Origin of the sequence: Rhizobium sp. Leaf453, assembly GCF_001425605.1 — a bacterium.
In the GTDB taxonomy this organism is placed as follows: Bacteria; Pseudomonadota; Alphaproteobacteria; order Rhizobiales; family Rhizobiaceae; genus Pararhizobium.
On sequence record NZ_LMRG01000016.1, the window covers coordinates 12,458 to 26,535 of the forward strand.

General features: G+C 60.4%; 20 protein-coding genes. 8 read left to right on the top strand and 12 right to left on the bottom strand.

All coding sequences use genetic code 11. The annotated features are described in order from the left end of the window. Positions 1–157 precede the first annotated feature (157 nt). The 6 genes from rpsM (at position 158) to ASG68_RS17835 (ending at position 5,851) form a co-directional block, all read left to right on the top strand. Positions 158–526, top strand: coding sequence for a 30S ribosomal protein S13 (rpsM, locus tag ASG68_RS17810; RefSeq protein ID WP_037169481.1), 369 nt, complete (start codon positions 158–160; stop codon positions 524–526). A 237-nt stretch (positions 527–763) separates the two neighbouring features. Continuing rightward, positions 764–1,153 carry a 30S ribosomal protein S11 gene (gene rpsK / locus ASG68_RS17815; protein ID WP_018328263.1) on the top strand — a complete coding sequence of 130 codons (390 nt, stop codon included), beginning with the start codon at positions 764–766 and terminating at the stop codon, positions 1,151–1,153. A 100-nt stretch (positions 1,154–1,253) separates the two neighbouring features. Then, positions 1,254–2,264, top strand: a complete 1,011-nt coding sequence (locus tag ASG68_RS17820) for a DNA-directed RNA polymerase subunit alpha (RefSeq protein WP_037100639.1) — start codon at positions 1,254–1,256, stop codon at positions 2,262–2,264. 125 nt (positions 2,265–2,389) lie between these two features. Then, positions 2,390–2,815 carry a 50S ribosomal protein L17 gene (rplQ, locus tag ASG68_RS17825; RefSeq protein ID WP_062582493.1) on the top strand — a complete coding sequence of 142 codons (426 nt, stop codon included), beginning with the start codon at positions 2,390–2,392 and terminating at the stop codon, positions 2,813–2,815. A 344-nt stretch (positions 2,816–3,159) separates the two neighbouring features. Then, positions 3,160–4,452: a DegQ family serine endoprotease gene (locus ASG68_RS17830; RefSeq protein WP_244484275.1), complete on the top strand. Its 1,293-nt coding sequence runs from the start codon at positions 3,160–3,162 to the stop codon at positions 4,450–4,452. A 97-nt stretch (positions 4,453–4,549) separates the two neighbouring features. Continuing rightward, a complete protein-coding gene (locus tag ASG68_RS17835; protein ID WP_062582495.1) occupies positions 4,550–5,851 on the top strand; it encodes a replication-associated recombination protein A in 1,302 nt (433 codons plus the stop codon). A gap of 23 nt (positions 5,852–5,874) precedes the next feature. Here the strand turns inward: ASG68_RS17835 and ASG68_RS17840 are convergent, their stop codons facing one another. Further along, on the bottom strand, positions 5,875–6,252 hold the full coding sequence (locus ASG68_RS17840; RefSeq protein ID WP_062582497.1) for a VOC family protein: 378 nt from the start codon (positions 6,250–6,252) through the stop codon (positions 5,875–5,877). 264 nt (positions 6,253–6,516) lie between these two features. Between ASG68_RS17840 and ASG68_RS17845 the strand changes: the two genes are divergently transcribed. Further along, positions 6,517–6,831, top strand: a complete 315-nt coding sequence (locus tag ASG68_RS17845; protein ID WP_062582499.1) for a DMT family transporter — start codon at positions 6,517–6,519, stop codon at positions 6,829–6,831. Between the two features lie 73 nt (positions 6,832–6,904). On the opposite strand, the gene ASG68_RS17850 is transcribed toward ASG68_RS17845, so the two are convergent. The 5 genes from ASG68_RS17850 to crcB all read right to left on the bottom strand — a co-directional run bounded on the left by ASG68_RS17850 (position 6,905) and on the right by crcB (position 10,097). Further along, positions 6,905–7,693: an ATP12 family chaperone protein gene (locus ASG68_RS17850; RefSeq protein ID WP_062582501.1), complete on the bottom strand. Its 789-nt coding sequence runs from the start codon at positions 7,691–7,693 to the stop codon at positions 6,905–6,907. Then, on the bottom strand, positions 7,686–8,351 hold the full coding sequence (locus ASG68_RS17855) for an HAD-IA family hydrolase (RefSeq protein ID WP_062582503.1): 666 nt from the start codon (positions 8,349–8,351) through the stop codon (positions 7,686–7,688). Before ASG68_RS17855 ends, ASG68_RS17850 begins: the two co-directional genes overlap by 8 nt. Continuing rightward, complete coding sequence (locus ASG68_RS17860) at positions 8,348–8,578, bottom strand: hypothetical protein (RefSeq protein ID WP_062582505.1); 231 nt, start codon at positions 8,576–8,578, stop codon at positions 8,348–8,350. The genes ASG68_RS17855 and ASG68_RS17860 overlap by 4 nt, the downstream gene beginning before the upstream one ends. Before the next feature lie 24 nt (positions 8,579–8,602). Further along, positions 8,603–9,595, bottom strand: a complete 993-nt coding sequence (locus tag ASG68_RS17865) for an RluA family pseudouridine synthase (RefSeq protein ID WP_062582507.1) — start codon at positions 9,593–9,595, stop codon at positions 8,603–8,605. Between the two features lie 124 nt (positions 9,596–9,719). Further along, positions 9,720–10,097, bottom strand: a complete 378-nt coding sequence (gene crcB / locus ASG68_RS17870; RefSeq protein ID WP_062582524.1) for a fluoride efflux transporter CrcB — start codon at positions 10,095–10,097, stop codon at positions 9,720–9,722. A gap of 161 nt (positions 10,098–10,258) precedes the next feature. On the opposite strand from crcB, the gene ASG68_RS17875 reads away from it, so the two are divergent. Beyond that, positions 10,259–10,570: a DUF1883 domain-containing protein gene (locus ASG68_RS17875; RefSeq protein ID WP_062582509.1), complete on the top strand. Its 312-nt coding sequence runs from the start codon at positions 10,259–10,261 to the stop codon at positions 10,568–10,570. Between the two features lie 60 nt (positions 10,571–10,630). On the opposite strand, the gene fghA is transcribed toward ASG68_RS17875, so the two are convergent. The 6 genes from fghA to ASG68_RS17905 form a co-directional block, all read right to left on the bottom strand. Next, positions 10,631–11,464, bottom strand: coding sequence for an S-formylglutathione hydrolase (gene fghA / locus ASG68_RS17880; RefSeq protein WP_062582512.1), 834 nt, complete (start codon positions 11,462–11,464; stop codon positions 10,631–10,633). Positions 11,465–11,494: 30 nt separating this feature from the next. Continuing rightward, the gene (locus tag ASG68_RS17885) at positions 11,495–12,148 is read right to left on the bottom strand and encodes a DUF1345 domain-containing protein (protein ID WP_062582514.1); all 654 of its coding nucleotides are present in this window, start codon (positions 12,146–12,148) and stop codon (positions 11,495–11,497) included. A 19-nt stretch (positions 12,149–12,167) separates the two neighbouring features. Next, positions 12,168–12,611 carry a YaiI/YqxD family protein gene (locus tag ASG68_RS17890; RefSeq protein ID WP_062582516.1) on the bottom strand — a complete coding sequence of 148 codons (444 nt, stop codon included), beginning with the start codon at positions 12,609–12,611 and terminating at the stop codon, positions 12,168–12,170. Further along, entirely contained in the window at positions 12,612–12,848 is a 237-nt protein-coding gene (locus ASG68_RS17895) for an HTH domain-containing protein (protein WP_062603599.1), read from the bottom strand. A 98-nt stretch (positions 12,849–12,946) separates the two neighbouring features. Next, a complete protein-coding gene (locus ASG68_RS17900; protein ID WP_244484274.1) occupies positions 12,947–13,450 on the bottom strand; it encodes a hypothetical protein in 504 nt (167 codons plus the stop codon). Between the two features lie 16 nt (positions 13,451–13,466). Then, the gene (locus ASG68_RS17905) at positions 13,467–13,874 is read right to left on the bottom strand and encodes a hypothetical protein (RefSeq protein ID WP_062582520.1); all 408 of its coding nucleotides are present in this window, start codon (positions 13,872–13,874) and stop codon (positions 13,467–13,469) included. Positions 13,875–14,078 lie beyond the last annotated feature (204 nt).

Below are 14,078 nucleotides of genomic sequence, written 5' to 3' on the forward strand. Positions count from 1 at the left end.
AACTCGCAACATGCAGGGATCGGCGCGGATTTCGAGACGAAGTCCGGGTGCGATCTTTTTGACGTGTTCCGAACATCAACTTAACGGTCAGTCCCTTCGAGGGCTGGATAACGAAGTACCTATTGCCGGACGGCAACTGGAAGCAAGGAGAACAGGCGTGGCACGTATCGCTGGCGTCAACATCCCGACGAGCAAGCGCGTAGTAATCGCGCTTCGTTACATTCACGGGATCGGAGCGAAGTTCGCACAGGAAATCGTCGAGAAGGTCGGTATTCCGGCTGAACGTCGTGTGCACCAATTGACGGATGCCGAAGTTCTGGCAATCCGCGAAACCATCGACCGCGACTACCAGGTTGAAGGCGACCTGCGTCGCGAGACTTCGATGAACATCAAGCGTCTGATGGACCTCGGCTGCTACCGCGGTCTGCGTCATCGCCGCTCGCTGCCGGTTCGCGGCCAGCGCACGCACACCAATGCCCGCACCCGCAAGGGTCCGGCAAAGGCGATTGCCGGCAAGAAGAAGTAATTTCCCTGAATTGGGAAATTCAGAGGCTGGCGTTCGACGCCGGCCTCTTTTGTAGTTTCGGAAGGGCGCTCTCCGCGTCCCTCCGGTGGAGCTGCTGGTGTTACGGCAGTGACGATATCGCCGCGCAGGTTGGGCTTGCCCGCTGCGCATGACTGAAAATTCAGGGCAGGGATCTTTTCCTTCGCCCGGTGGAGCCGCTGGTGCTACGGCGGTGCAGAGATCAACGAAAGGTATACCATGGCCAAGGAAGCCACACGCGTTCGCCGTCGCGAGCGGAAGAACATTTCCACGGGCGTCGCGCACGTCAACTCGTCGTTCAACAACACGATGATCACCATCACCGATGCACAGGGCAACGCCATTGCCTGGTCGTCTGCTGGTTCGAAGGGCTTCAAGGGCTCGCGCAAGTCGACCCCGTTCGCAGCCCAGATGGCTGCTGAAGATGCTGCCAAGAAGGCCCAGGAACACGGCATGAAGACGCTCGAAGTCGAAGTTTGCGGTCCGGGTTCCGGCCGTGAATCGGCTCTGCGCGCCCTGCAGGCCGCCGGCTTCATGATCACCTCGATCCGTGACGTGACCCCGATCCCGCACAATGGCTGCCGCCCGCGCAAGAAGCGCCGCGTTTAATTTTACGCATTCATCAAGCCGGTGAGGGGGTGACCTCTCCCGGCGCTTCAAGGCTCGGTTGCCACGATTGGATGGTGGCAACGAACGGAAGGCAAAACATATGATTCAGAAAAACTGGCAGGAACTGATCAAGCCGAACAAGGTGGAGTTCTCGTCCTCCGGCCGCACCAAGGTCAGCCTTGTTGCCGAGCCGCTGGAACGGGGCTTCGGCCTGACCCTCGGCAACGCGCTTCGCCGCGTTCTTCTGTCGTCGCTACGCGGTGCTGCTGTTACCGCAGTGCAGATCGACGGCGTCCTGCACGAGTTCTCCTCCATCCCGGGCGTTCGGGAAGATGTGACGGACATCGTGCTCAACATCAAGGAAATCGCCATCAAGATGGATGGCGACGACGCAAAGCGCATGGTTGTGCGCAAGCAGGGTCCGGGCGTTGTAACCGCCGGTGACATTCAGACGGTTGGCGATATCGAAATCCTCAACCCGAACCATGTGATCTGCACCCTCGACGAGGGCGCTGAAATCCGCATGGAATTCACCGTCAACAACGGCAAGGGCTACGTTCCTGCTGACCGCAACCGTTCGGAAGATGCACCGATCGGCCTCATCCCGGTCGACAGCCTCTACTCGCCGGTCAAGAAAGTGTCCTACAAGGTGGAAAACACCCGCGAAGGCCAGGTTCTCGACTACGACAAGCTGTCGATGCAGATCGAAACCGATGGCTCGGTAACGGGTGAAGATGCAGTCGCTTTTGCGGCCCGCATCCTTCAGGACCAGCTCGGCGTTTTCGTCAACTTCGACGAACCGCAGAAGGAAGCCGAAGAAGAAGCCGTCACCGAACTGGCGTTCAACCCGGCACTGCTCAAGAAGGTCGACGAACTGGAACTCTCGGTCCGTTCGGCCAACTGCCTGAAGAACGACAACATCGTTTACATCGGCGATCTCATCCAGAAGACCGAAGCCGAAATGCTTCGCACTCCGAACTTTGGTCGCAAGTCGCTGAACGAAATCAAGGAAGTTCTCGCTTCCATGGGCCTGCACCTCGGCATGGAAGTGCCGGCATGGCCGCCCGAGAACATCGAAGATCTCGCCAAGCGTTACGAAGACCAGTATTAACCCATAAAAAGGCAGGTCTAACCCTCTGCCTTTCCCCGTCAAACAGCAGGTTTCGAACCTGTATGTGCCAGGAAACGGCAGGCCCCGGAAAGATTGAGGGGAACCTGCATTGAAGGAGAATAGCAATGCGCCATCAAAAAGCCGGCCGCAAGCTGAACAGAACCGCCAGCCACCGCAAGGCAATGTTCGCCAACATGGCTGCTTCGCTCATCGAACATGAGCAGATCATCACCACCCTGCCGAAGGCAAAGGAAATCCGTCCGATTGTCGAGAAGCTCGTCACGCTCGGCAAGCGCGGTGACCTGCACGCGCGTCGTCAGGCCATCTCGCAGATCCGCGACGTTGCCGTCGTTTCGAAGCTGTTCGATGCCATTGCCTCGCGTTACGCCACCCGCAACGGCGGCTACCTGCGCATCATGAAGGCCGGCTACCGTCACGGCGACAACGCCGCTCTCGCCGTCATCGAATTCGTTGACCGCGACACGTCGGCAAAGGGCGCCAAGGACATCGCCCGCGTTGCTGCCGAAGCAGAAGCTGCCGAAGCCGCTTAATCGTTCCGATCTTCGGAATTTTCAGGACAGCCGGGCCAAAGCCCGGCTGTTTTGCGTTTGAACACCTGCCGGTGCATTTTCACGTTTCCGCCGTCTTTGCTTTCTATCCCTGACATCCTATCTGTGTTTCCCACATTTCCTTTCGGCAGGTATCCCGCATGATCCGTTCGCCCCGTACTCTCGTCCTGTCCACCATGGCCGGGCTGGCACTTCTTGCCGGTGTTGTGCATTTCGGGTTTGCCCGTACGACACAAGCCGACAGTATCGACGTCATCCATACAGGCGCGACCGTCGCCCAGGCCCAGGAACAGCCGCAGAAGACATTGCCGCAGAGCCGCACGGAAATGCAACTCTCCTTCGCGCCGTTGGTCAAGCAAACGGCGAATGCCGTGGTCAACGTCTATGCCGAGAAAACCGTCGAGAGGCGATCGCCCTTTGCGGATGATCCGTTCTTTGAGCAGTTCTTCGGCCAGCAGATGCCGAACCGGTCGCAGAAGCAGTCTTCGCTTGGCTCCGGCGTGATCGTCGGCAAGAACGGCATCGTGGTCACCAACAATCACGTCATCGCCGATGCCGACGACATCCGCGTTGCGCTTGCCGATGGCCGCGAGTTCGAAAGCAAGGTCATCCTCAAGGACGATCGGATGGATCTCGCTGTTCTGAAGATCAAGTCGGATGGTCCGTTCGATACCGTTCCGCTCGGTGATTCCGATGCGGTCGAGGTCGGCGATCTCGTTCTGGCGATCGGCAATCCCTTCGGCGTCGGCCAGACCGTAACAAGCGGCATCGTTTCCGCGCTGGCGCGTAACCAAGTCATCACCGGCGATTTCGGCTTCTTCATCCAGACTGATGCCGCGATCAACCCCGGCAATTCCGGTGGTGGCCTGATCAACATGAATGGCCAGTTGATCGGCATCAACACCGCCATCTTTTCGCGCGGCGGCGGCTCGAACGGCGTTGGCTTTGCCATTCCGGCCAATCTCGTGAAGGTCTTTGTCGCGGCTGCAGAAGGCGGCAATGGCAGCTTCACACGACCGTTTATCGGCGCCCGTTTCGAACCGGTGACATCGGAGGTCGCTGAGGCGCTCGGACTCGACCGGGCACGCGGTGCGCTGGTGAGTTCGGTGGTCGAGGGCGGGCCGGCGGAAAAGGCCGGCATGAAGCCGGGGCAGGTGATCACCGCCGTCAACGGTATCCCCGTGGAGCATCCGGACGCGCTGGGCTATCGCCTGACCACTGTCGGCATCGGCCATCAGGCGAAGGTGACCGTCAGCGAAAACGGCAAGACCCGCGATCTCGAACTGACGCTGGCCGAGGCGCCGGAAACATCGCCGCGCGACGAACGCCTGATCGAGGGACGCAATCCTTTCGCCGGCGCTGTCGTCGGCAATCTCTCGCCGCGCCTTGCGGACGAACTGCATATGCCGACCTCTTCGCAGGGTGTCGTCATCACCGAGATCAACCGCGGATCGCCCGCCGCCCGTGTCGGCTTCCAGCCAAAGGACATCATCATTGCCGTCAATGGCGAACCGATAGACAAGACCGCTACGCTGGAAACGATCGCAAAAGACGACCCGTCCTTCTGGCGGGTCGAGATCGAGCGCGATGGTCAGCGCATCCGCCAGTTCTTCCGGTGAACGATTTGCCTGACCGAATTGAAGAGCATAAGCATGGGGCCTTTGCTGCGCGTGGTGGGTCTTCATGCCGCGTGTTCATGCTTGTTCAGAGGACCGGATGGTAACGCTGTTCGACGAAACGACGCATCGGCCGCTTGCCGACACGCTCCGCCCGGAATCGTTGGACGAGGTGATCGGCCAGCAGCATCTGCTGGGCGAAAACGGTCCGATCGCCCGCATGGTGGCGAGCGGCAGCGTCGGCTCCTTCATCCTCTGGGGACCGCCCGGCGTCGGCAAGACCACGATCGCGCGGCTGGTGGCGCAGTCGGCCAAGATGGAATTTGTCCAGCTCTCGGCCGTCATGTCCGGCATTGCCGACCTGCGCAAGGTCTTCGATACGGCAAAGAGCAATCGCACCATTGGCCGCCAGACCATCCTGTTCATCGACGAACTGCATCGCTTCAACCGAAGCACGCAGGATGCGCTGCTGCCGCATGTCGAAAACGGCACGGTCATCCTGATCGGCGCCACGACGGAAAATCCGAGCTTCAGCCTGGTCGCGGCGCTTCTGTCGCGGATGAAGGTTTTCACGCTCAACCCGTTCGATGCCGAATCGTCGGAACTACTTCTGGCACGCGTCGAGAACTTCATCGGGCGCCGACTGCCGTTGACCGATGACGCGCGTGCGTCGCTGATCAATATGGCGGATGGGGACGGGCGCTATCTGGTCGGTCTGGCGGATGATGTGCTGGCGTTGAACGACAGCGAGGATCTCGATATTGCCCGCCTGTCAAAGGCGTTGCAGAAGCGCATGCCGGTCTACGACAAGGCGCAGGACGGCCACTACAATCTGCTGAGCTGCTTCCACAAGAGCCTGCGCGGCAGCGATGTCGATGCTGCACTCTATTGGGGCGCGCGCATGGTGGATGCCGGCGAGGACCCGACGACGCTGTTCCGGCGTCTGGCCTGTGCCGCCAGCGAAGATGTCGGCATGGCCGATCCCAATGCCATGCCGCAAGTCATCGCCGCCTGGACCGCGTTTGAGCGAATCGGCTGGCCGGAGGGCCGCCTCTTCATTGCCCAGGCGATCGTTTATGTCGCCACCGCGCCGAAATCCAATGCCAGCTATCGATCCTTCGACGCGGCGCTCGAAATGGCCCGGCAGACCGGCTCGATCCCGCCGCCGAAAAACATCCTCAATGCGCCGACCAAGCTGATGAAGGACCTCGGTTACCACGAGGGCTACAGATACGATCACGATTATCCCGACGCCTTTTCCGGCCAGGAATTTTTCCCGGAAGAACTGCGCAGCAAGGACACGCGGTTCTACAAGCCGCAGGAGCGCGGCTTCGAGCGCGAAACATTGAAGCGCCTGGAGTTCTGGCAGCGGCTCAAGCGCGAGCGCGGCCAGAAGCCGTGAGCTTTGCCGCGTCTGGTGGCGGCTTACTCGTCCAGCTTGAAAAATGCCTCGAGACGGTAGCCGTCGGGGTCGACGATGAAGCCGGCATAGTAGAACTGGCTGTATTCCGGCCGCAGTCCCGGCAGGCCGTTATCCTCGCCGCCATGGGCAAGCCCGGCCGCATGGAAAGCATCGACGGCTTTCGAATTCGGTGCAACAAAACAGAAGTGCAGGCCGGATCCCTTGTCCGCCGGTACCGGCGTTTCCACCTGCGTGACCCAAAGGCTGATTCGGTCTGATCCGTAACCTATGGCTTTATCCGTCTTCGAAAGCCGCTCATAGCCAAGCGGTGCGAGCGCCGCGTCATAAAAGCGAAGTGATCTGTCGAGGTCTTTGACGCCAATCGAGACGTGATCGAACATTGCGGAATTCTCCCGTTTTCGGCACCATCTTCCCTGTTCGAAATCCCGTACACAAGCCCAAAGCGGACGCGCATGCTGGATCAGGCGATTTTGTTTCGAGCGCGCGGGCGCGGCAAGGGCGGGCATGGCAGCCATGCGGAGCGGGCACTTGTCATAGGCGGGCGGCAATGGCATAGAGGGGAATGCAGACGGCTGCACGGGATCGAATATCGTTTGACCCGAACAACCGCGAGGACGGCCTCGCTCCTTTAAACGGAGTTGTAAATGGCCTGGATTATTCTGTTTCTCGCGGGACTTCTCGAAGTGGGTTGGGCGATCGGCCTGAAATACACCGAAGGCTTCACCAAGCCGCTCCCGACGATCCTGACAGGCATTTCGATCGTTGCCAGCGTCGTCTTGCTCGGAATTGCCGTACGCACCCTGCCGCTTGGCACTGCTTACGCGATCTGGACCGGCATCGGCACCGTCGGCACCGTGATCCTTGGCATCATCCTGTTTCACGAGCCGGCGACGGCCGTGCGTCTCGGCTGTATCGCGCTGATCATCGCCGGCATTGCCGGTCTGAAGCTGACAGCCTGAATTTCGTTTTCTCAAAGAAAAAAGACCGCGCCGGTGACGACGCGGTCTTTTGTGCATTCGGGAGACAGTTGAATCAGCGCAGGGCGTCGAGCGTCGCCGTTGCCGCCTGCATCTCCTTCCAGCGATTTTCGCGGCGCTGGAAGGCTTCGTCGTCCGTGCCCCAATGCTCGATCTGCCAATCCTCATCGACATGCGCCAGCGCCCAGGCCTCCTTGGCCGATAGCCGCTGTTCGGCAAAGGCGATGGCGAGCAGGGCGGAGCCGGTCAGCGTAGTGATCGTGTGCAGGCAGGCGAGGCCAAGCGGCGTCGCAAAGGCGCGCAAGGCCTCGGCAACGCCGTTGATGGCGGCGCGCGGCTGTGTCTGATGGACAATGCCTTCGGCGAGAATGAACCGCGCGCCCAGCGTGTCTGCCGCCCAGGTGATCACCGGATCCCAGCACTCCGCCTGCCGCGCGACAAGGCCCTCGGGCTCGCTGGCGCGATAGCACAGGAGATCGGTTCCGGCGAAATTGAGGATGTCGTCGAAAACTGCGCGGATGTCCTTCGAAATGCCGTCGATCGCCGTATTGGTCAGTCGGGTGATCGGCATGGTCGCCGGATTGATCTCTTCCTTCTGTGCATCCCACTCGGCCGCGAGCAGGGCGGCGACTGCTGCGGTCGGCACCATCAGAGGTTGCTTCGCCGGTGTGCGGACCGCGCGTCCATCGAGCAGGATCGTGTGGCCGTTGCCGTTTTCGGCCGGGCCGACGCTGACAGTCTTGTAGAAGCGCTTCGGCAGCGGCTTCAGCATCTGGATCTGCGCCCGGCGTACCGGATCCGGGTCACTCAGCGCGTTCGACAGATCGTCGCGAATGTCAGCCATGATGCGTCTCCATCCAATCCAGAATATCCTGCGGCGTGCGGGCGATGTGGTCGGCCCCGGCCTCGATGAGATCGGAGACAGACGCATAGCCCCACGCGACGCCGATCGCCGATGCGCCGGCACTCTTGGCCATCTGCATGTCGTAGATCGCATCGCCGATCACAACCGTATCCTTCGCGTCGGTGCCCGCTTCCGAACAACACTCCGTCACCATCGCCGGATGCGGTTTCGAGGGGCAGTCATCGGCCGTCCTCGAAACGAAGAATGTTTTTTCATAACCGTGGCTTGCACAGATCTGATCAAGTCCGCGCCGCGACTTTCCCGTTACGGCACCCAAGAGCAGCTCCTCACGCGTCGAAAGGGTCGCGATCATTTCGGCGATGCCCGGGAAAAGCGGCTCGCGGAAATCCATCTCGGTACGGATGCCGCCATAGATTTTCTTGTAGTGCGCTGTCATTTCCAACGCGCGATCGTCGACATGCGGCTGGTGCATCAGCCGGGCAATGGCGATGTCCAGCGTCAGGCCGATAATGCTCTTGGTGGCGTCGAGCGTGATGCGTGCAAGCCCGAAATCCTCGAACGTGCGCGCCATCACCGCATGGATCAGGCCAGCGCTGTCGACCAGCGTTCCATCGCAATCGAAAAGGGCAAGTTTCATTTTTCTTCAGGCTTCTGCATTTTCAGATATTCACGCAGCAACTCCGAGTGCTCCCGCATGGCAGCGGTGTTCTGCTCGACGGCAGCCGTGTTGTCCATGCCCACCTTCAGCATATCGCTTTGCGTCTTCAAACCTTTTCTTCGGCAATAGCTGGAAAAAATCAGAAATCCAATGAGGCCGCCGAGCAACCCGCACATCAGAATTTCGTTCGAACCGAAAGCGTTCAAAATTACCTCCTGCCAGGAAAGGACTTAGTCGTCGGCTTCCTCAGCGCTGTCCATGTCGAATCCGATCAGGTTCCAGCTCTGCACCATATGCTGCGGCATCGGCGCTGTGATGATCAGGCGGCCACCGTCTGGATGCGGGATGTCGATGCGCCGGGCATGCAGATGCAGCTTGTTCTGCACACCGCCCGGGAAGGCCCAGTTGTATTCGGCGTCGAAATATTTTGGATCGCCGATGATCGGGTGACCGATATGGGCGGCATGCACGCGCAGCTGGTGGGTACGGCCGGTATAGGGCTCCATTTCCAGCCAAGTCAGGTTCTGGCCGGCCTGCTCGATGATCCGATAGTAGGAGACCGCATGGTCGGCGCCGTCGTCGCCATGCTTGGCGATGCGCATGCGGTCACCATCCGGGGTCTGTTCCTTGACGAGCCAGGTGGAGATCTTGTCCTCGCGCTTGCGCGGCACACCCTTCACCAATGCCCAATAGGTCTTCTTCGTGTCGCGTTCACGAAACGCTGCCGTCAGCTTCTGCGCCGCACCGCGCGTGCGGGCGATCACCAGGACGCCCGACGTGTCGCGGTCGAGGCGGTGGACGAGGCGCGGCTTTTCGCCCTTGGGGCTGGTCCAGGCCTCGAGCATGTCGTCGATATGGCGATTGATGCCGGAGCCGCCCTGAACGGCGATGCCCGGCGGCTTGTTGAGCACGATCACCTTGGCGTCCTCATGCAGCAGCATGCGCGACAGAAGCTCGTGGTCGGATGCATGGCGAAGGTCGCGCCCGGCGATCGGGCCGGTCTTGGTCTTCGGGTCCACATCCATCGGTGGGATGCGCACGACTTGGCCCGGCTGGACGCGAGCATCGGATTTCACCCGTCCGCCATCGACGCGGACCTGGCCGGAGCGCAAGAGCTTCTGCAGCGCGCCGAAGCCCAGGCCCGGATAATGCACCTTGAACCAGCGATCGAGCCGCATGCCCGCTTCGTCGGTTTCGACCTGCTTGTGTTCAATGCCTGCCATTTTGCTTTACCCGCATCCAATTGTCATCGCGCCTCGACAATGGTGCCGACAGGAAACCCGTGCGCAAACTGATATGACAGAGCTGGCCGGTCGGAAGGACGCACAGCGCTCTGAAAACGTCCCTTTAGAGCATTGTGCGCATAAGAGCCAGCCCGGCGACCACGGCGATTGCCGAAAGAGCCACGCTGGAGCCCACATAAATTGCCGCCGTGACCGCTTGGCCGCGTTCTACCAGCGTGATGGCGTCCAGAGAGAAGGCGGAAAAGGTCGTGTAGCCGCCGAGAATGCCGGTGATCAGGAACACGCGCATCTCCGGTGAAGCGCCGAACTTGCGGGCGATCGCCTCGGCAAACACGCCGATGAGCAAGGAGCCCGTGATGTTGACGGTCAACGTGCCCCAGGGAAAGGAGGGTCCGAAACTGCGCAGGGTCCAGAGCCCGACGAGATAGCGGAGCACGGAACCGAGCGCACCGCCGGCGGCAACGAGAAGAATATGGATCATGGAAGGGGCATAGCCGAAACGGCGCCCGCTGAAAAGTCGAAGGCCACTTTGGGACAACGGGCGTCCGTTTTTGAACGCGGGCAGGCCGGATGAACAACGATTCCTTAACAGCAGACAGCTAATATAGGCCTATTGAACGACTATCCTTCAACGGACCACGAATGACAAAGCACAAGATCAGTTTTACCCATTACGACCTCAAGGCACAGCGCGCCGGGGTCACTATCGAGATCGCGCTTTCCGTGGTTGCCAATGTCAGGCTGATGTCCGACAGCAATTTCACGCTCTACAAGCAGGCCATGAAGCATCAGTTCGTTGGTGGCGTTGCCCGCAAGTCGCCGATCCGCCTCGTCATTCCGCAAAATGGCCACTGGCATGTCATCGTCGATATGGAAGGCCACCACGGCCAGTGCGAATCGAGCATTCGCATTGTCGAACCGGCAGCCGCGCCGCGCTTCCAGTCGGCTTCCTAAGATAAGCGAAAACCGCGCCGTATGCACGACGCGGTTTCCACCATTCCAAGAGCTTGATGTTCAGCCGAGCCGCTCGGCATGCCATTTCAGGTGATCGTCCATAAAGGTCGAGATGAAATAGTAGGAATGATCATAGCGCTCGTGCATGCGCAGCGTCACGTCGATGCCAGTTCCTTTGACGGCCTCTTCGAACAGCCAGGGCCGCAGGCCCTTTTCCAGAAAACTGTCCGCCTTGCCCTGATCGATCAGGAATTCCGGGAAACGCGCACCGTCCTCGACGAGGGCGCAGGCGTCGTATTGGCGCCAGGTCGTCTTGTCGGCGCCGAGATATTTTTCGAACGCGCCGACCGACCAGTCGGCGGTTGACGGCTCGACGATCGGCGCGAAGGCCGAGCAGCTCCTGAAACGGTCCGGATTCTTCAGCGCGATCGTCATCGCGCCGTGTCCGCCCATGGAGTGACCGAAAATGCCCTGTCGCGCCATATCGACGCGGAAATGCTGGGCGATGAAGGCGGGTAGTTCCTCGGTGATGTACGTGTACATCTGGAAGTGTTCGGCCCACGGCTCCTCGGTGGCGTCCAGGTAGAAGCCGGCGCCCTTGCCCATCTGCCAGTTGGTCAGTTCGTCGGGAACATCATTGCCGCGCGGGCTCGTGTCCGGGCAGACGATGATCAGGCCGAGTTCGGCCGCCATCCGGCGGTATTCGCCCTTTTCCATGACGTTGGCGTGCGTACAGGTCAGGCCCGACAGATACCAGACGACCGGGCAGGGCGTGGTGATCGCCTGTGGCGGGACGAAGACCGCAAAGGTCATCTCCGTCTTGCAGGCGGCGGAATCGTGGGCAAACACGCCCTGCATGCCGCCAAAGGCGGTGTTCTGGGAAAGGACTTTCAAGCTGTACTCCTTTGAAGCTGGATAGCACCGTCAGGCAAGCGAAACGGCCGCATTGACCGCGGCCGCCACCAGAACGGTGTTGAAGAAGAAGGATGCGATCGCATGCAGCAGGTTGATCTTGCGCATGCCGGTCGAGGTGATGGCGATGTCGGACGTTTGCGCCGTCATACCGATGACGAAGGCGAAGTAGAGAAAATCATAACCGCCGGGTTCGCTGGTGCCGGGAAAATCGAGCCCGTGCGTGTCCGCTTCGGCGTGTCCCATCTGCGGGCTCCAGTAGCGATGCGCATAATGCATCGCCGCCATCGTATGGATGGTCAGCCAGCCCAGGGCGACGGACGCAAAGGCGAGAAGCAGGCCGAAGCTGGTCTCTTCATCGCCGCCATTGAGCGCCATGAACAGGGATACGATCGAAACCGCGACGGCGATCAGCGTCACGGCGAAAATGATGATGGCAGGCTCGTCGGTGCCGGCCGCGTTGCGCTTGAGATAGGCGCCCGTCAGGTGCGGTACGCGGCGGGCGATCAGGATCAGATAGACGAAGAAGAACACCACGGCCGTCAGGTTGAGGGTCAATGCGGGCTTGACCAGGAGACTGACGATCAGGACCACGACCGCGCAGATGCCTGCGGCATAGACCGGCGCGTGGCGATGATGGGCGCTTATCCTCTCGTGGCTGGTCATGACAGTACCGGTTCCCCGTCTAACGCTGCTTGACGCGGCGGCAGAGCCGGTCGAGCGTTTCCAGGAAGGCGGATCGGTCGCGCGGCGAAAAGGCGGCGTTATAGCCCTTGCTTTCGCCGGTCTCGCGCAGATGAGCGCCGAGATCGCGCATGGCCGTCGCCATGCCGATATTGGATTTGTCGAAGACGCGACCGGTCGGTCCGGTCACCTGCGCACCGGCGGCAACGCACCGCCCGGCGAGCGGGACATCGGCGGTGATGACGATATCGCCCTCATGTGCCCGCTCGGCGATCCAGTTGTCGGCCGCGTCGAAGCCGGCGGAAACAATGACATTGCGCACCATCGGATCGCGCGACGGACGCAGGCCCGAATTGGCGACCAGCACAACGGGCAGGCCATGGCGTTCGGCGACCTTCAAGATCTCCGGCTTGACCGGGCAAGCGTCGGCATCGACATAGATCATTTACTTTTCCGCAGTGTAGCGGCGTTTCCAACGCTCATGTGGGACTGTGCCCGGTTCTTGGTCGTCTCTGAACCAGAAAGCGCCGAGTTCCGGATCGTGCCAAATTACTGTGCCTGCCTCACGCAGACGGTCAATTCGTCCGCGGACGGATTTTTCATCAAGCGCTAATTTGGAAGATAAATCCTTAGCTGAGATCGGGCCGAGCGATTTGATAGCTTCAAGTACGATATTTCCCATAACGAACATCTCCTCACCATCATTCAATTAGGCCGTTTCTTGATTGCTCTTCTGATAGCCGATCAATCGTTTTTTGAGGCAGTTGCGATCCGCTCCCGTCACGGCCGCGCTGCCGAATTGCTCATCGGCTTCATGGCATTGCTGGTCGGCGTCGCCGGCAGTTCCAGCGAGCGTGTCTTTGCACCGCCGGGGCGTGTCCAGGTTTCGGTAGAGACCTTTTCCCCGCCGCTATAGGCCCAATAGCCCTTCCACGAGCCGTCCGGCTGCAATTCATAGGTCGCGATCCCGAAACCGTCGCCATTGCCATAGCCGATGGCAAGTGTGTCATCCTCGGTCGAGGCCGCACCCGTGGTGGAACTGCCACGCTTTGACCCGAGCCCGACGCCGGTCGATTCGGCGCCGCCGATCGTCCAGACGACAGTGTAGGTCTCACCATTGCGGCTGACGGTTACAGTGCCGGAATATTCTCCGCCATTGTCCGGGTTGATGCCAACCAGGTCGTAGGTGCCGACGGGATCGGCCAGAGCCGGAGTGGAGAATGCCGGAGCGGAAAGGGCAAGCGTCAGGACAACGCCGGGGAAGCCATAGTGTCTTGCCGTCATTCCATCCCTCGCATCGTCATTTTTTCCGGAACCACTTTTCGGTCGTCGCCTTGGTCGAGCCGCCATAGGTCCAGACGCCTTCCCATTGGCCGTCCGGCTGCTCGAAATACATCGCAACACCGAACGTGTTGTTTGCTACGTAGCCCACGGAGATGGCGATGTCATCCGGTGTCGCGAGGCCTGTCTCGAAACGCGTTTCGCTGACGAATTTCGCGCCAAGGCCGGTGCCGACAAAATCGCTGCCGCCGATGGACCAGGTGACGCTGTAGGTGTCACCCGTGCGCTTGACCTCGGCGGTTCCCTTGTATTCGCCGCCATTGTCGGGATTGGTGCCGACGACGTCATAAATCCCCACCGGATCGGCCATCGCGGCCATCGGCGTCAGGGCCAACAAAACTGCTGCAGTCAGGCAACGTCTCAACATAACAGGTCTCCTTGATCGGGATGATCCCCACACCCTTTGCAGGTGCGGCGCTGTCATGATTTTTAGGCCTTGGAACGCCCGAAATCGACGCCGATTTTTGGGGGAATCAATAGATGACCACCCCCCTGATGCTTTCGCCCTTGTGCATGAGGTCGAAGCCCTTGTTGATGTCGTCGAGCGGCATCGTATGGGTGATCATCGGGT